A 17,111-nucleotide genomic window follows, 5' to 3' on the forward strand; every position below is an offset into this window, starting at 1 on the left:
TGTAGTGTTCATGTTTACCGAAACGTCGCGTTGGACGTTATCGATTGAACATGAATGAGGGACTATTGATCAGCGCCCACGCGATGTCTTGTGCTGCAGTGAGTCGATTCTGGGCCAGTTGCTCGGTGCTCAGTTTGACATCCCCGCGCAGGCGACGCAATCCCGGTTCGATCGGAACCGGACGGCTGACGACTTCGAGGTTGTCCCGCATGGCTTTGAGGACTGGGTCTTCCGGTCGGGGTTGGCGACTTTCGGCAAGCGCCTGTTCGTGTTTTTGCAACTGCTTATCGAAGCTGCGGAGGTATTTGGTTACAGCCGCTTTTTGTTCGGCGGTACGCTTCTCAGCGGGGACTTCCAGAATTTTGGCGATTTCAGCATCCACTCCGTTGAATAGGATTGGATCAGCGGAATTTGTGACCGAGAGCCGAAACTTGCCGATGGAGTGTGTTTTGGATTTGAACTGTTGTTTGAGTTGGAACGTCAAAATCGTCCCCCCCGGCAGTCCCACCGGTTCGGCCAATGCGAAAGTGGCATAGTGGTTCTGGCCGGTTTTACCGGAGACGGCCCAACCGTTGCTGGCAGGGGCGGAGACACCGTCGATGGCTGTGGCGACCGGATATCCCTTTTGGTCGTAATCGGACCGTGCGTCGACCAACTTCAATTTTGTCTTTTGATCCGGGTTTTCCTTAGGAGCGGCCCAAACCTCGAATTCGGTCAGGACGAAGTTTCCATCGCCTGATCGGCCGGGGCCTTTCTTGGGGCTGCCTTCGTGGGCCAAAACCTCCAAACGAATGCTACGAATTCCCGTGAGCGGCGTTTCGGCCACGACATTATAGTCGCCGGTGCCATTGGTCCCGGTTGCGACGACCGACAGGTCTTCTTGCTTGGTCAAAGTGGCGGTGTTGGTTGTGGACAGAGTCGAAGGGTCGAGGGCAACCCAGGGGGTGTTGCGATCCTCACGCGCTTCCCAGGCCGCAAACTTGGCCGGCAGGGTGGCTTCGTATTCTTTGAGCACTGCTGCCAGCATTTCGGTCCGCTGTTTCTGTTGCTTGTCCAACTCAGCGATTTTTGGTGCGATGGCTTTTTCATAGGCCGCAATCGCCGCTTTGGCTGCTGCTATGGAGGCTTCACGTTGTGCCGCCTGGGCGGTCATCAGCGGTTTGAGGCTTTCTTCCCGCACGTGCAATCGATGGGTAAGTTTGTCATGTTCCCGCGGGATCTGCTTGAAGACTTCTAAGCTGGATTCTATTTCTTGTTCCGTCGCAGGTCGGTTGAGGATTCGCATGAATAACGCGTTGATGAGTTGCGCGTCATCCGAAGTCCGCTCAACCAAACGAGCGATGTCGTTTTTGGGATCGGCAATGGCGTCGCCCACGGTGGGGCCGGTGACCATGGCCATCACAGGACCGAATTGCACACCGCTGGAACGTTCGCACTCACAGGCGCTTTCCCGAGGGGGACGACCGAATTGGGCTAGGAATCCACTGGGCTCTTTGACGCCGGCATCGGGCAATTGAGCGGCACGCGTTCCCGGAGGAAGATTGGGAAAATGCGACATCGAACCGGTGGCACGATGCAATGCGTCGTACAACACCTCAGCGGGCAGTCGCCGTGCCATGGCGTGCGAATAGTTGATGTTGTCGTCTTCGTTCCAACGATTGGTATTGATGGACAACTGATACGCGCGAGATTTGCAAATCAGCCGCACCAATTGCCGCGTGTTGAATCCGCTTTGTATAAAGTCGTTCGTTAGCCGCTGAAGCAGTTCGGGGTTGGTCGCCGGGTTGCCCGCGCGGATGTCGTCGATCGGCTCAATAAACCCGGTCCCCAGCAGATAAGCCCACAAGCGGTTCACATAGCTGCGGGCAAAGTACGGGTTCTCGGGTGAGGTGATCCAAGCCGCCAGTTTCTCCCGTCGCGAGGCGGATTCGTCGGCTGCATGCTTTGCTGAGAATGGAAACGTTGGTGGCATGACGGCTCCGGTGGTGACGTGTTTGACTTCACCTTCATTTTTATCATACACAATTTCAAACAGCGGTTTGGCCCCTTCGACGGCTGTCCCTTTGGTCTTTTTATCGCCCGAGGCGGGATCCTTTTTCAGTCCCACTTGCGCAAAAAATGCGGCCGTCTCGTAGTATTGGTCTTGTTTCCAACGCTCGAAGGGGTGGTCGTGGCATTTGTTGCAATTGAAACGGATGCCTAAAAACAGATGCGTCGTGTTCTCCATCGTCTCTTCAGGCGTCCGCAGGATCTTGTAGTAGGAGGCGGGCGGATTTTCCTTGTTGGAGCCGCTGGCTGTCAGAATGCTGTGTACGAGGCGGTCGTAGGGCGTGTTGTCCGCCACCTGCATGCGAATCCAATCGTGGAACGCTTTGGCCCCTTCGGCGCCTAAGTATTTGCGATTAACCTGCAACAGGTCCGCCCACTTGTTGGTCCAGTGATCGATGTAATCATCGCTGCCCACCAATTGGTCAATCAATTCATCGCGTTTCAGACGCGTGTCGCGGCTGTCGGCGAGGAAACTGCTGACTTGCTCGACTGTGGGGGGCAAACCGGTCAGGTCCAAATAGACGCGACGAACGAACTCCGCGTCAGTGCACAGACCGGACTGCACCGTTTTGGTGCGCTGCAGTTTTTTGACGATCATTTCGTCGATGTAATTATTTGTCGGTTGGTCTTGCCAGACGAAACCTGAGCGGTCTCCCATGACGGTCATGGTGGTGGCGGCGTAGGCGCCTTGATAGCGGGTGAGGATCGGTGTTTCTCCGCGGCGGAGGACGGTGATCAAACCGGTGCCGTCGGTGGCGGCAACTTCGATGTCGCCAACTTCGACAAAGGCTTCGGCGGTGGCATCGCGTGTTGTGCCGTCGGAATACGTCGCCACGACGCGCATCTGTTGTTTGGAACCGGCTAACTGCACGATGGGGTTTTGCGGTGTGACGTCGATTTTGACGACATGGGGAACCGCTTGGTCCAACTTTGCGCCGTCGGAAATCCACTTGCGAATGATTTCGTAATAGGGCGTTCCCGGTTTGGCCAGTTGTCCGCCTCCGTGAGGGACCGCCGCAGCCGCTTTGAGCAACATTAGGCTATTGTCGGGCGAAGCGCGATTGACGCGACGCGACGCCAAGTCATCGGTAAAGGCCCGCAGATCGAATTCGGGATCGTTGCCGCGGAGCGACAATTTGAATCCGGCTTTGCCCTTGTTCGCCCCATGACACGTGCCGGCATTGCAGCCCAGTTTCGTCAGCGTGGGAACCACGTCCCGTTTCATATCAACCGCAAAGTCGTCTTCGACAGCGGTTACATGCACGACGGACTTTGCAGCCTTGTCGGCCAAGCTAAACGTGATTTCGGTAATGCCGTTAGCATTGGCACGCAACAGACCGCTTGGGGAGACGCTCGCAATGGGTTCAGTGACGGCGAACTGCGCTATGCGTGTCGCATCGACTCGTTCCCCCGATTCCAGCACAGCGGTCACGAGAAATTGCACCGAATCGTAACGGTGATCAATGGTGATTTCCTGCGGCTGAACTTCCAGAGCAGCTACCTTTTGACCTTCCGGCAGTGACTCGGGAGTCAGTGCGTCCTCGGCTGCGGTCGTTACAGTGTCTTCGATTTCGCGTTGAACGATTTCGTCGCTGACCGGCACGGAGAGGAACTCTTTTTCCAGATTCGCGTTCTCTGTGGAGTAGAGTCGGATTTTTCCGTCACCTCCGGCAACCGCGATGGTTTTTCCGTTGGGGTGGAAGACAACGGCGTACAGGCCGGTGCTGTCCACAGTGGTTTGGGCCACGGCTTGGACGCCCTGTGTGCGGTATTTGTCTAACCGTTTTCGTTCCTCTGCGGAACGCTGGCTGGAGCGCTTGAGCGAAATTTTCTTGATGTCCTCCGGCATTTCGACGTCGAACTCATATTTGGCGATCAAGACTTCGCCGGTTGTGTTGTCACTGCTGACAGCGGCAACGTGGCTGCCATCTTTGCTGATGGCAACTCCAAACAAGCGGCCTTTGAGTGGCGGAAATTTGCGGATCAAATTGGCATCGTCGCCGATGACGCGTTTGGATTCGCGGAAGATGCGATACAACTTGGGCACACCGTCAGCCCCGCCGACGAAAATGACGTCGGATGTGGGATGCCGCGTCACGGAGGCGATGCCGCCCTTCAGCGCGCCGGGAGTGATCGAGGTGATGTTGTCGATAAAGCGTTGCGTTTCGATCTCGGTCAGTTTGGCGGTCCGGTCGCGGCCGACGGAAACGAGGTTGGTGCCTTTCACCGAGAAAACGGTATCCAACACCCAGTCGCTGTGCGAACCTTGATACAGGACTTGTTCACCCGTGATGGAATCGATGGCCCGCACCGTATTGTCGGAGCATCCAAACGCGATCAGTTTTCCATCCGGCGACCAGCTTGCGCCATAGATCGTGTCGTAAGTGACTGGAACGGAGAGCGTTAATTTGCGTTCTTGCACGTCCCAGACTTGGACCTCCCCCATCCGCGCCGGCAATCCGCCGGTTACGGCCAAACGTTTTCCGTCGGGAGAAAATCGGACCGATTCGATGCGCTCCGACATTCCAACCAAGCGCCCGGCCAATCCCGATCCATCGGCCTTGTGCAACAAGACTTCATGAAATCCAGCGACGGCAAGTAGCGTTCCGTCGGGAGAATAATCTAACGACGTGACTACCGGCGGCGCTGTGTAGATCGGCGGGTGCTCATTGTCATAATGCCGTTTGGCCGATTCGGGTGTGTCGTTCACGCCCCCTTGTGCAATCCATTGACGGATCAATTCAATTTCGAAATCTGTGAGCGGTTTCCGGCCGCGGGGCATTTGAGCTTCGCCATCGACGGGAACGATTAATTCCAACAGGTGACTGTCGTCGGGTTTGTTCGCCACAACGGCTGGGATTTCCGATTCGCCACCGCCGAGCAGTTTGTCGAACGACGTCATATCGTAGCCGCCACCCGACTTGGCCGGTTGATGGCAGCCGTGGCAATTCGCCTGAAAGATCGGACGAATCTGCTTGTAAAAGCTGACTTGCGGGGCAGCCTGTTCTTTGGCAGCCGGTTGTTCGTCCGCCGCGCTGGCCGGAACAAGGCCGAAAGCAAACAACATCAAAGAAACGGCAAGTGGTCGGAACGTCATTGAAAGCATGACCCGCTACCTTTGTCGGATGTAGGATGCGATCGGGGCGAAGAGAGACTGAGACCGATCGCTGATTAGAACACGTGTGTGCTTTTATGAACTGCGGCGCCGCATCGCCGACCTTTTGGGCAACGTCAGTGATGCTGCACAAGGTGAACTCATTGACAAAACGGCATATGTTGATTGTACTTCCTTAATCGAGCCGATTGCAAGCATCAATTCGGCAGTGCTCAGGAGTGCAAAGTACTATTTTCATGCAACTTGCATAGCAATCAGCGGCCTCGGAGGCTGTTGAACGGCGCAGCTCTCGATTTCAACTTGTTGATCACGGCAGCATTGCGCTTGACCGCTCTTTGCTGTCCACCGAAGATGGTTGATATTGCCTCGCTATCGACACATTTTGGCGATTTTGGTGGCAGTGACCAGCTAACTTCGGTAGATAATAGGATAGCTTTGCCCTCCGCTACCTCCCGGCTTTGAGAGCCGACGATGTGTCATCGTTTCAAACAGCAAGTCGCCTCAGCGTATCCGGCGTCTTATTCAAATAGCGAACGCTCACTAGCCTTCGAAATCGCCCGACGGTGGATTGTCACCCTGTGAACGGGCCTGGGATTTATTATGTCCGAGAAATGGTTTTTTAATCGCCAAGACGGTTGTGGGGTTCAAGGTCCATTTCAATTGGACCATATCAAAGACCTATTACATCAAGGTGAATTAAAGCAGAACCACCTTGTGCGGTGTGGTGCCATTGGACAATGGGCGTCCCTCGATGATTTGAAGTGGTTCTACAATCCCAAAGATGGCAGCGGTGTACACGGACCGGTCACGCGTATTCAACTCGCAGAGTTTTTGGAAGCGGAAGAGATTACCGACAAGACCGAGGCACGCGACGGAGGGCTGGGCGAATGGCAACCGTTGTCTGTTGTATTGGGAAATGCAGCGGCCCTGTCTGGTGAGATCGCGACCGGTGAGACAGCGACCTTGGCGACGTCGACAAACACCGACGACGATGACTTTGAGTTGAGCATCAAAACCACCGTTCAAGACAATCCCGATCCGACGCCCGAATTCGAAGCGATCCCGGATGAAGGTGTCGGACCTGATGATGACCTTTGGTATTGTGATCTCTCGGGAGAGATCAATGGTCCCCTGCCTTGGTCGCGCGTCCACAGTTTGGCCTCGATGGGACGGGTCAAACGGACGGACAAAGTTCGCCATGCCTCGGAGGGCCATTGGAAAATTGCCGAAGAGTTTGAGGGGTTGTTCCCCAAGTCGGAACCATCCGTAACGCAGGTCCCCGCCGCGGATCCGCCCCCCCTCGAACCAGACCCATTGGCCGCAGCAGGCGATGCAGACCCCCCTGCGGATTCGCGTTTCGAGAATCCCAATCCCAACGAGGCTTCCAACGCGCCGCTAGATCCGAAAATGGCGGATTGGCTCGATCAGGAAACGGCCGAGCCCGAACCCTCGACCGATCCCCTATCAGAATCCTTAGAAGCAGCGATCGCGGGTGCGGCTGGTGAAAATCGTCGCAGGAACAAAGCCAAGGCTCGCCGCGCCGCTTTGGCCAAGCCACCAAAACCATCCGCACCCAAGCCTCGTCGCTCTTCGTCTCCGAGCATCGACTTTGCTTCACTGTTCTCAGCGGCACGCATGAAGACCATCGCGACGGTGCTCGGCGTTGTGGCGCTGGTTGGTGGCGGGTACTACTTGTTTGGTATGAGCAGCGCTCAAGACATTCGAGGCTATGCGACCTATCAGTCATTTTGGAGAGACTTTAAAGAACTGCGTGCACAGAACGCGTCTGAATTGGAATGGGCCCAACTGAATTCTCGAGTGAAACAAGGGATTGGCCCGTTGGTGGAACAATTGGAGGCGACCGCATCGTCCAGCCGGACTGCGGAACAAGCACTGCTCTATGTAGGACGCGACTGCATTCCCAAAATGATGGCCGAAGGCCGTAAACAACCCTGTGAAGCGGAGAGGTATTTTATCCAGCACATGGAAACCGTTCGCAAGAAAATGCCCGAAGCCGACCTCCAAGTGATCAGTCCTGACCCAAATTTTGAATAGGCCCCTAATGGAATTGCAGCCTGAGTTGGAATATGAAATTCCTCTCGATGACGGTCTTGATCAATGGGGCATTGGTGTCGTGGGGTCGGGGTTTATCATCAGCGACTGTCATTTGCCCGCGTATCGTGATGCGGGTTTTCGGGTGCTGGGGATCAGTTCGCGGCGCGAGGCCCGCGCGCGGGAAGTCGCGGAGCAGCGCATGATCCCACGTGTGTTCGTCAACGTACGTGACATGCTCGCCGACAGTGAAATCCGTGTCATCGATATCGGCGTCCCTCCACAGCATCAACCGGACATCATCCGCGAGATCGTAGAGCATGGTCGGCATGTGCGGGGAATCTTGGCGCAAAAGCCGCTGGCGATGAGCTATGCCGAGGCCCATGAACTGGTGCAGTTGTGCACCGCTGCGGGGATTACGTTGGCGGTCAATCAAAACATGCGGCACGACCAATCGGTGCGGGCATGTCAGGATTTGCTTGATCGAAAACTGCTGGGCGATCCGGTATTGGGCACGATCAACATGCGGGCGATTCCGCATTGGATGCCTTGGAGCGAACAACTGGATTCGCTATCGACGTACGTAATGTCGATACATCACCTCGACACGTTTCGCTATTGGTTCGGTGATCCGACGCGGGTGATGGCCAGCACGCGGACTGATCCCCGCACCAAGTTTTCGCACACGGACGGCATCAACCTGTATATTCTCGAATTCCCCACAGGCTGCCGCGCGAGTAGTTGGGATGACGTTTGGACCGGCCCCGCCCGCGAAGGGAGCGCCGCGGACATTGGGATCACTTGGCGCGTCGAGGGGACCGAGGGTCTGGCCCGCGGCACGATCGGCTGGCCCAGTTATCCCGACCGCACCCCCAGCACATTGGATTACACCACCACAGCGGCCGAGGAATGGATCTGCCCTCGCTGGGACAAAGTTTGGTTTCCCGATGCCTTCCGCGGCACGATGGGCGAATTGTTGATGGCCTTAACTCACGATATAGAGCCGAGCATCTCCGGAAAAGACAACCTGAAGACGATGGCACTCGTTGAAGCCACATTTGCAGCGGCGCGTGATCATCGCGTGGTTGAACTGGCGGAAATTCTGGAGACGTAATCCGGCAGTCTGTTGTGCTACGGGTGTTACCAGATCATTGAAAAAGGGTGCCACTGGCGGCTTGCCCGCTAGTGCAAACCGGATGACCTGCTAAACACTGCTGGACAAGCCAGCAGTGGCACCCGGGTTCGGAGTGGATGCAACGGGCTGCTAGGGAAACTTGGCGGCCATGGGCATGCGGCGGCCGCTGCCAAAAGCTCTTTGGGACAGTTTGATGCCCGGCGGCATTTGGCGGCGTTTGAATTCGTTGCGGTCCAAACGGCTCGCCACCCACTGTACGGTCTCGGGCGGAAACTCTTTGCTGAGGCTGGCGACCGAGCGTTCCTGCTCAATTAAGCCTTCCAAAATCGCATCCAGCACCGGGTACTCAGGGAGCACGTCTTGATCGAATTGATCGGGGGCCAATTCGGCGCTGGGCGGCTTGGTGATGATGTTCTCAGGAATCACTTCGCGGCCTTCGACCACATCGTTGATGTATCGCGAAACTCCATACACATCGCGCTTGAACACGTCGCACAACACGGCGAATCCACCAGCCATGTCGCCGTACAGCGTGCAATAGCCGACCGCCAATTCGCTTTTGTTGCCGGTCGCCAACGGTAACCAGCCGTAACGATTGCTGCGGATCATCACCATCGCGCCGCGAATTCTCGCCTGCAGGTTTTGATCGGGCAAGCCACCGGGATCGGAGGTCAAATCGTCTCCCACAACCGGCGTTCCTTCATACGCACGATGCACGTCGTCAATCGGAATGATCTCGTGATTGATGCCCAGCAACTCGGCCATCTTCTTTGCATCATCCACGCTATGATCACTGCTATGCCGACTAGGCATCAGCAGCGTGTGGACATGTTGCGGCCCCACGGCAGCGGCGGCGATGTAACAGGCCAGCGCGCTGTCAATGCCTCCCGATAGCCCGAGCACACATTCCCGGAATCCGCATTTTCGGGCATAGTCGCGCAGGCCCATGACCAGGGCATCCAATAGTCGTTTCTCGCGAGGCGGATTGATCAACTCCATGGTTGCGGGAAGTTGCTCCGAATCGATCAACAAGCGATCGGTTTCGAATCCCTCAAGGTGCGCCACCATCTCCCCGGCGGCGTTCATCACGAAACTGTTGCCATCGAAAACCAAATCATCATTGCCGCCGACTTGATTGACAAACAGATAAGGCCGCTCATGCCGTTGAACGTGCTCACGAACCAACTGCAACCGGCGATTCGGTTTGTCGATTTCAAACGGACTGGCTGAGAGATTGATAAACAGATCCACCCCGGCGGCGGCCAGAGAGGCGACGGGATCGTGTTGATGGGCCAACTCGTGCCGATAGGTCGGTTCGGTCGCATGCCACCAAGCATCTTCGCAGATATGCACGCCCAACTTCAGCCCGACAAACTCGATCGGCGCCGTTCCGGTGGCGGGAAAGAAATACCGTCGTTCATCGAAGACGTCATAATTCGGCAGCAAGATTTTTTGCACCGAGCCGACAATCGCCCCGCCATGCAGCAGGCTCACGCAGTTCGCCACGCGGCCTTCCGGCACTCCCTGGGGATCGGGATGCCCAACCAGCACGCCCAGATTTGGATCGAGTTCCTGCGCCAATTCTTCGACCGTGCGGCGGCAAGCGGCGGCGAAACCTTCACGGAGCAGCAGGTCCTTGGGGGGATAGCCGGAGATGATCAATTCCGACGTGACCAACAAGTCAGCACCGTCAGCAACAGCGCGCTGAGCCGCCTCTTTAACGAGAGCCGCATTTCCGGCCAGATCGCCGACCGTGGGATTGAGTTGTGCAATCGCAATTTTCATCGCTGTTTCTATCGCCGCAGGTGAGAAGAGTTGTCGCAATGACGGACGATGCGAGTATACTCATTGGCAGAAGTCGGCGACAGCGACTCAAGCCGCAACGAAACCGGAGGACGAATCATGACGGAACCAGAAAAACGTCGCAGCTTTGCTTGGGTCTGGTGGACGATCGGGCTGCCGTTGTTTTATGTCCTGTCTATCGGACCGGTTGCACGAATCGAAATGGAGCTATTTGTTGCAGGGTACGATACCTCTTGGATGGAATCGATCAGCAGTATTTTTTATTGGCCCATTGGATATTGCGCGTTGCATAACGACACGGCACTGCGAATGGTCGTTGGATATTTTGAATTGTGGGGGATTGAAATGGAAATCTGAATTCATAAATTGACGACTCACTTTAAAACTGATTTCAGAGAATTTCGATTCAGTGGCTGTAGAGCGTTCGGCTGAACCAGCTTGGCCGCGCCCAACAGAAAGGAACTGCTCATGAACGACGAAAAACAAAAACGCCGCAGCGGTTGGTATTGGTGGGCGCTCCTGCTGCCGGTGATTTATGTGTTGTCAATTGGGCCGGTCACTAAGATTTACGTTGAAATGGAGCAGGCGCATCTAAATACCGAATGGATAAAACCGTGCTTCTACAGATTCTATGCGCCGCTACATTGGGCCAACAGAAATAGCACTTGGGTGGATCAGTTTTTCGATTGGTATATCGACGACTTGTGGCAGGTCTATCCATAGTCGCGTTTGGCTTGGCAATTACCAAGAATGGGAAACCGGCTGCGATCTGTTGGAAAACCCTTGCGACAGCTTCGGGCGGCGGTAGACTGAATGGTGGACGTAAAATCCACACAAACCTTAAAGTCCCCACCTAAACCATGCCCGCTCGGCCTCTCAAGCAGAAACGACCGCTTACTACACCGCGCTACAACTTCGCGCGGTGCTTGGTTGTTGTGGTGACGCTGTCGGTGGTTTTGGCTAACTGGCTGGGTATTGACCGGATCGAATTGGCGACGGCGGCGGACGGGAATTCGCTGGTTGGTCTCGCCTCTTCCTCCTGTTGTTGTGCGAAACGGGGCAACGTCTGTCGTTGTGGGACTGGGTGTTGTGGACGCGCGGCCAAACCGTTGGCCAAGGCGAAGTCGACAACGACGAAATCACAACTGGCGATTCGCTTGTGGCTCAGTTGTCCCCGACAAGGTACCGACGGCCTGAGATCCTCCCAGTCCCCCGACTGGATCGTGGAGACAGGTTTGCCCGTGTCGACGAACATCGTATGGTCCGAGACGGCATTACCGTCCCCGCACGGGCCATTGCTGCTAGCGATCGAGCCCCCCACGCCCCCGCCGCGCGACTGCTAACGCGCCTATTCCCATGGGGAACAACTCTCGCTCAACGGGTGCCACTACTGGCTTGTCCAGCAGTGCTTCTCGCCGCACGATCTGTCGCAGACTTCAAACGAAGTACGACAATCGAAGCACGACATCCCCCGTCTGACTTCGTGCCCCAACGGAACTAACGACCGTTCATCGGTCCACCGTGCGCTCTGAACAGATGCGCTACGCTCCCCACAAACACACGCGGACCTTGTCCGCACTTTCATACAGAGGAATGAATTCATGCCTACTCACAAACCACTGCGTACTAAACGCGGATTTACCTTGATCGAACTTCTGGTGGTGATCGCCATCATTGCCATTCTTATCGCACTGCTGTTACCCGCCGTTCAACAAGCGCGCGAAGCGGCGCGGCGGACGTCGTGCCGGAACAACCTCAAGCAAATTGGGATCGCCCTGCACAACTACCACGATGTGTTCAGCACCTTTCCCCCCGGATACATCGCTGAAGGGGTCACGGCCGACGACGGCGTAGGAGCCGAAACGGGATCGGGATTTGCCTGGTCGACGCTGTTGTTGCCCTATCTGGAACAACCCGCGGTTTTTCAAGGGTTGGATTTTAATGAGAACTCGACTGAACCTGACAACGTCCTCATGGGACTGACACCGTTGTCGGTTTTCATTTGTGCTTCGGACGATGTGCAACCACAGTTTGACGTCAACGATTCGACAGGTACGTTGATTGCCCGGGTTGCTTCTTCGAATTATGTCGGCGTCTTCGGCTACGGCAGCGTCACCATGCATCCTGGCAAGGGGACCGGTATTTTGTATCGCAATAGCAGCGTTAAAATCAGGGACATCACTGATGGGACATCCAATACGCTGGCTGTGGGAGAACGGACGCACGATCTGACCGAATCGACTTGGTACGCCGCACTTCCAGGCGCCACGGTGAACGCCGGCATGGCGATGATGCCGATGATGACCGAAGGCTCCTCGCATTTGGTGTTGGGACACGTCGGGCAACCGGCAATGGGCATGATGCCGGCGATGGAACATACGCCCAATCAATCGGGCCACATCGTGAATTTCTGGAGTCGCCATACCGGGGGAACGCATTTTCTCTTCTGCGACGGTTCCGTCCGATTTTTGGGAGAGAACATGGACTATCCCACCTACAAGCATTCCGGGATCAAGAATGACGGCGAGGTCGTCTCGTTCTAACACCGGCCCCCTAACCGTTGATAAAACCTAAAAACGGCTTCGTGAATCGGTCCCGCCCGGTTCACGAGGCCGTTCGCGTTTGATGCCTGGCAGTGCTTCAGCATTGTGTTGACGACGATGGCGGCTTAGGATCGATAGCGAACATCACACAAGGAGTTATCCATGCATCGATTTATTCGCTCTATTTGTCTCGCGACTGCCGTACTTTCCACATGCGCTCTACATGCGGAGGACTGGCCGCAATTTCGCGGGCCGAATTGTAGTGGGATTTCGACAACCACCGCGACGTTGCCCGTCGAATTTTCAGAGACGGAGCATGTCCTTTGGTCAGACGAAATTGGCGAAGGGGTCGGGTCGCCGGTGATCGCTGCCGGACGATTGTTTGTCACGGCCATGGTCGACAAAGAAACCGTGGGCCTGCTTGCCTTCGATGCGAAAACCGGCAAACCGATTTGGAAGCAGACTTGGAAGACCGGTCCGCTGGCTGAAGTGCATGAAACCAACAGTCATGCCAGCACGACCCCCGCCGCCGATGCCGACCATGTGTACGTCTATTTTCCCACGATGGGCATGCTGGCGTTCGACGCGGCCACCGGCGCGCAATTGTGGGAAAAGAAACTGCCGGTGCCGTTCTTTGTCTTCAAATGGGGACCGGCGATGTCGCCGGTGCTCTATAAAGATCTGGTCATTTTCTGTCAGGACGACGACCTGGCCCCGGCGATTTATGCGTTGAATAAAGAGACGGGCGAAATCGTCTGGATGGACGATCGCAGTGACATGGCGGTCAATTATTCGCACCCCGTGATCTGCGAAACCGACCAGGGCGAAGAATTGGTCGTTGCCGGGACCGGAAAGTTGATCGGCTACGATCCGAATAACGGCGAACGCTTGTGGTATGCCAAGGTGTTGTTGCGAAATATCAAAACCACACCGGTCTGCCAAGACGGCACGATTTACATTTCTCTACAAAGCGGCGGGATTGCCAATCAATGGTTGGCAACGGCCGATCAGGCAGAGACCGGTAACAGCGACGGCAAATTGACCCGCGAGGAGATGCAAGGTTTCGTCGGCGAGACAAAGATTCCCGAGTCGTTCTTCAAAAAGACCTTCGAGCGCGGCGACAAGAACAAGGATGGATTTCTGGAGGGGGAAGAACTCGACTTTGCCTTCTTGCATCCCGATAACTTTGCAGGTGCCCGCTTTGATGCCGAAGAAGCCGGGGACCAATTCGTCCTAGCGGTTCGCGGCGGAGGACGGGGAGACGTGACCGATTCGCACGTGCTGTGGAAGCACAAAACCAAATACACCGACCACATCGTCTCGCCCTTCGTCCACGACGGCCGCATGTTTTTGATCAAAGGGGGCGGTATCACCACCGTCTTCGATACGGAAGAGGGCAAGGTCCTCCGCCGCGCCAAACGGATCAGCAACACGAGCGAATACTTCGCATCGCCCATCTATGGCGACGGCAAAATCTATCTGGCCGGCGAAAACGGTTTTGTGGTGGTGCTAGCTGATGATCCGGACTACGAGATCCTGGCCAAAAACGACATGGGCGACAGCATCGTCGGGACCCCCGCAATCGCCGACGGACGACTGTATATCCGCACCCGCACGAAGCTGATTTGCGTCGGCGAGGAATAACCAAGGGTTTAGTATCATAAAACAGTCGTTAATCGCTGACCTGAAGGGAATGTAGGTCTTCACGGGTGATTTTGTCTTACTAACTCTGAAAATTCCTTGAAATTCATACAATCGTTCTAACGCGAAATCGATTCTGCTCCGATAACGGTGCTGTCCCGGGCCATCTCATCAAAAGCCAAACGCTCTGCTTTTTATAGGACACAGAACGCCATCTTTACCTATTGAAATGAAATTCAATCAAGATGGCAGTTCAAGACAGGTTCTCCACAATGGCGGCATTCCTTCGTGATGTCGCCGTGATCCGCTAACTTGATCACCTCAGGTGAGTTCAGAGTGACGGAGCGAGAGAACATATCGCAAATTAATGTCCGACAAGGAAGTAGGAACGTTGCAATATGCAAAACTACGCTTGGTTCGCAGTTATCGTTATGGGGACAGTCTCCGTCGCCCGTGCCGCTGAGCCGATTCAACCGGCTGCGGCAAATTTTGAACAATCGATCTTCTCGGCCGCAGAGCCGGCGGACTTTGCCAGTCAATGGGGAGTTCAACCGGTCAGTTGCGAATATGCTTCGTCCTGCAATGGTTGCAATAATTGCCTGTCCTGTGGAACTGGTGGATGTGGTTGCGGCTGCGGCTGCGGCTATGAGTGTGGTAGCGGTCTCTCGTTTCTCAAGGGTGATCACTGTTTCGATAGTTTCATCGAGCCGACGACCAACCCGGTTTTCTTCGAGGATCCGCGAGCCCGCACACGTGTGCGGGGTTTGTTCATCAATCAGATGATCCCCGAAGATTCCATTCTCCAAGGTGGTGATTTCCAAGTTTACGCAGTTCAGTTGTCGGTCGCGCTCAGTGATCGTTTTGCCGTGATCGCCAATAAAGACGGCTACATCAAGCTGCAATCTGATGCCCTGCCCAACAATGGTGGATGGGCTGATCTCGCCACGGGGGTGAAATATGTCATGGTCCGTGATGTCGAGAACCAATTCCTACTCAGCGGCGGCGTTTTGTATGAATGGGCCAATGGCAGCAGCGACGTGTATCAAGGAAATGGCGACGGCATGTGGAATTTCTTCCTGACGACAGGGAAGGAGCTCGGTGAAGATTCGCACTTTATTGGCACAGTCGGTTGGCATTTGCCGAACAACCCCAACCAAGAGAGCGAATCGATGTTCTACAGCTTGCACTTGGACAACGAGGTTGTCGATGATGTCTACGTTCTGTGGGAAATGAACGGCATCCAATACCTGCAAAGCGGCAACCGCCTCCCCGGTGTGTCGGTAGAAGGCGGAGATTTGATCAATCTCGGTGCCGGCGATGTGGCCGGAAACCACGTCCTGACCATGGCCTGGGGGGCAGCGCTGATCCTCACCGATTCTTTACGTGTCAGTGGCGCTTGGGAGATCCCCCTGACCTCTCGCAAAGACTTGCTGGACAGCCGAACAACGATCACGATGAGTTGGATCTATTGAGCGATCCCCAGGACAAACATCAAAAATTCAACAGCCCATCCCCAATCAAAAGCGACGGGCTTTTTTTGTGGGTTTTGCTGTTGCTGATTCGTCCCCGGATTGCCGACCAATTTGTACCCGTTCAACTTCGGCCGCCAATCGCCGATCTGCGCCGGGTCGGTTTTCACCTCTTTGATGCGAGTGACCGTTCGGCTTTTTCCCGTCGGGCGTTCGATCCGGGTTGCGTAAGTCTGTAGTGACTCTTTGTCGAGCAGGACATCGATTTGTTTGAATTCCTGGCGCAACCCCTCTGTTTTGGGGCGAGCGACCAAATGGAACCCATTGGGATTCTTCTTACCCCGAAACCAATCATAGTCGTTGAGAAGTTGCTCTGCCTTGATGCCAGCAACCATAGGAAACAATATTTGAGGTTTGCCTAGTTTCTGCCAGGGAAAAGTCCAACTTGGAAATGAAGTCAGGAATTCAGCCGGCGTCGTGGGGATTGTTTCCGGCATTGGAATGCGTTTATAGGTTTTCTCTTGCGTGTCAATAAAAGTGATAGATTTCCCATCCCAGTACCACATTTCTGAACTGACCGCGTCTAAATAGTACGGTCGCCCATCGGTCCCCTTCAGCTTACTCTTCTCGCCGCTCTGGCCGGGCATCGGTTTCAGTTCTAACAAGCCTTGATTCGGCTGCTGCACGACAAGCCTGCCGATGCCGCGCTCTTCGGTGAAAAACGTGTGATCATAGACGTAACGCTCGAATTGAATCTCGACGACCTCTCCTTGGTGCGAAGCGGCTTCCCATTTTTGGAGCAGGTCAAGCAGTTCCGGCGATGTCGCGGCTGGTTTTTCTGCCGGCGGTTTTGCTGTTGGTTCTTCAGCGGCGGCGAGACTGGCGGCTGCCATAGAGCAGAGGGCACAGTAGGAAACAATCCATCGTAAGCGCATCGGGGCGTCCTCCGAATGATGACTTGTGCTAAATGCGGGGAAAGTCTACCTCCATCCGGCCAGACCACCAAGGTGAGATTGCCGGCCTCTCAAAACGAACCGCGTGAAACGCGTGAATTCCTTTTCGCCTCGGGTCACGGCGGGTGTCAATCAGCCAACCTAACCCACGGCATCGCTGTGCTTTGCCCTGAGCTGCCCTGTCATGGCCCCGTCGGAACGAGTTCGGCCGGCCCCAACGGGGCCACACATGTCAGCCCAGGGCACGGAGACGTGAGCGGAGCGAACGCCCCACCGCCCTGGGTTTTGGGGACGGTCGCGAGTCTAAGCCCTGAAAGGGCGGCACAATCGCTCCCGCTCTCCGACGCTTGC

11 protein-coding genes are annotated in these 17,111 nt (G+C 55.5%); 7 read left to right on the forward strand and 4 right to left on the reverse strand.

Annotation, left to right across the window (positions count from 1 at the left end):
• Positions 1–37: 37 nt before the first annotated feature.
• Positions 38–5,155: a DUF1549 domain-containing protein gene (locus Mal52_RS20195; RefSeq protein WP_145378324.1), complete on the reverse strand. Its 5,118-nt coding sequence runs from the start codon at positions 5,153–5,155 to the stop codon at positions 38–40.
• A gap of 609 nt (positions 5,156–5,764) precedes the next feature.
• On the opposite strand from Mal52_RS20195, the gene Mal52_RS20200 reads away from it, so the two are divergent.
• Positions 5,765–7,219 carry a DUF4339 domain-containing protein gene (locus tag Mal52_RS20200; protein WP_145378325.1) on the forward strand — a complete coding sequence of 485 codons (1,455 nt, stop codon included), beginning with the start codon at positions 5,765–5,767 and terminating at the stop codon, positions 7,217–7,219.
• 7 nt (positions 7,220–7,226) lie between these two features.
• Complete coding sequence (locus Mal52_RS20205) at positions 7,227–8,330, forward strand: Gfo/Idh/MocA family protein (RefSeq protein ID WP_145378326.1); 1,104 nt, start codon at positions 7,227–7,229, stop codon at positions 8,328–8,330.
• Between the two features lie 150 nt (positions 8,331–8,480).
• Here Mal52_RS20205 and Mal52_RS20210 read toward each other — a convergent pair whose 3' ends face one another.
• Complete coding sequence (locus Mal52_RS20210) at positions 8,481–10,136, reverse strand: NAD+ synthase (protein ID WP_145378327.1); 1,656 nt, start codon at positions 10,134–10,136, stop codon at positions 8,481–8,483.
• A 48-nt stretch (positions 10,137–10,184) separates the two neighbouring features.
• On the opposite strand from Mal52_RS20210, the gene Mal52_RS20215 reads away from it, so the two are divergent.
• Positions 10,185–10,511: a hypothetical protein gene (locus tag Mal52_RS20215; protein ID WP_145378328.1), complete on the forward strand. Its 327-nt coding sequence runs from the start codon at positions 10,185–10,187 to the stop codon at positions 10,509–10,511.
• A 111-nt stretch (positions 10,512–10,622) separates the two neighbouring features.
• Positions 10,623–10,877, forward strand: coding sequence for a hypothetical protein (locus Mal52_RS20220; protein WP_145378329.1), 255 nt, complete (start codon positions 10,623–10,625; stop codon positions 10,875–10,877).
• A gap of 184 nt (positions 10,878–11,061) precedes the next feature.
• Here the strand turns inward: Mal52_RS20220 and Mal52_RS20225 are convergent, their stop codons facing one another.
• Positions 11,062–11,409 (reverse strand): hypothetical protein, encoded by a 348-nt coding sequence (locus Mal52_RS20225; protein WP_145378330.1) that lies wholly within the window; start codon positions 11,407–11,409, stop codon positions 11,062–11,064.
• Positions 11,410–11,755: 346 nt separating this feature from the next.
• Here Mal52_RS20225 and Mal52_RS20230 point away from each other — a divergent pair, with 346 nt between their 5' ends.
• The 3 genes from Mal52_RS20230 (at position 11,756) to Mal52_RS20240 (ending at position 15,810) form a co-directional block, all read left to right on the forward strand.
• Positions 11,756–12,697, forward strand: coding sequence for a DUF1559 domain-containing protein (locus Mal52_RS20230; RefSeq protein WP_145378331.1), 942 nt, complete (start codon positions 11,756–11,758; stop codon positions 12,695–12,697).
• Between the two features lie 162 nt (positions 12,698–12,859).
• A complete protein-coding gene (locus tag Mal52_RS20235) occupies positions 12,860–14,341 on the forward strand; it encodes an outer membrane protein assembly factor BamB family protein (protein WP_145378332.1) in 1,482 nt (493 codons plus the stop codon).
• A 395-nt stretch (positions 14,342–14,736) separates the two neighbouring features.
• On the forward strand, positions 14,737–15,810 hold the full coding sequence (locus tag Mal52_RS20240; protein WP_145378333.1) for a hypothetical protein: 1,074 nt from the start codon (positions 14,737–14,739) through the stop codon (positions 15,808–15,810).
• Here Mal52_RS20240 and Mal52_RS20245 read toward each other — a convergent pair.
• Positions 15,804–16,742: a hypothetical protein gene (locus tag Mal52_RS20245; RefSeq protein ID WP_145378334.1), complete on the reverse strand. Its 939-nt coding sequence runs from the start codon at positions 16,740–16,742 to the stop codon at positions 15,804–15,806. The genes Mal52_RS20240 and Mal52_RS20245 overlap by 7 nt on opposite strands.
• Positions 16,743–17,111 lie beyond the last annotated feature (369 nt).

Origin of the sequence: Symmachiella dynata (assembly GCF_007747995.1) — a bacterium.
Taxonomy (GTDB): domain Bacteria; phylum Planctomycetota; class Planctomycetia; order Planctomycetales; family Planctomycetaceae; genus Symmachiella; species Symmachiella dynata.

Bases quoted from the DNA above. Each gene is read 5' to 3' on its own strand.
- Mal52_RS20200 (WP_145378325.1), top strand. From the start codon at position 5,765: ATGTCCGAGAAATGGTTTTTTAATCGCCAAGACGGTTGTGGGGTTCAA.
- Mal52_RS20195 (WP_145378324.1), bottom strand. From the start codon at position 5,155: ATGCTTTCAATGACGTTCCGACCACTTGCCGTTTCTTTGATGTTGTTT.
- Mal52_RS20230 (WP_145378331.1), top strand. From the start codon at position 11,756: ATGCCTACTCACAAACCACTGCGTACTAAACGCGGATTTACCTTGATC.
- Mal52_RS20205 (WP_145378326.1), top strand. From the start codon at position 7,227: ATGGAATTGCAGCCTGAGTTGGAATATGAAATTCCTCTCGATGACGGT.
- Mal52_RS20220 (WP_145378329.1), top strand. From the start codon at position 10,623: ATGAACGACGAAAAACAAAAACGCCGCAGCGGTTGGTATTGGTGGGCG.
- Mal52_RS20210 (WP_145378327.1), bottom strand. From the start codon at position 10,136: ATGAAAATTGCGATTGCACAACTCAATCCCACGGTCGGCGATCTGGCC.
- Mal52_RS20235 (WP_145378332.1), top strand. From the start codon at position 12,860: ATGCATCGATTTATTCGCTCTATTTGTCTCGCGACTGCCGTACTTTCC.
- Mal52_RS20245 (WP_145378334.1), bottom strand. From the start codon at position 16,742: ATGCGCTTACGATGGATTGTTTCCTACTGTGCCCTCTGCTCTATGGCA.
- Mal52_RS20215 (WP_145378328.1), top strand. From the start codon at position 10,185: ATGCGAGTATACTCATTGGCAGAAGTCGGCGACAGCGACTCAAGCCGC.
- Mal52_RS20240 (WP_145378333.1), top strand. From the start codon at position 14,737: ATGCAAAACTACGCTTGGTTCGCAGTTATCGTTATGGGGACAGTCTCC.
- Mal52_RS20225 (WP_145378330.1), bottom strand. From the start codon at position 11,409: ATGTTCGTCGACACGGGCAAACCTGTCTCCACGATCCAGTCGGGGGAC.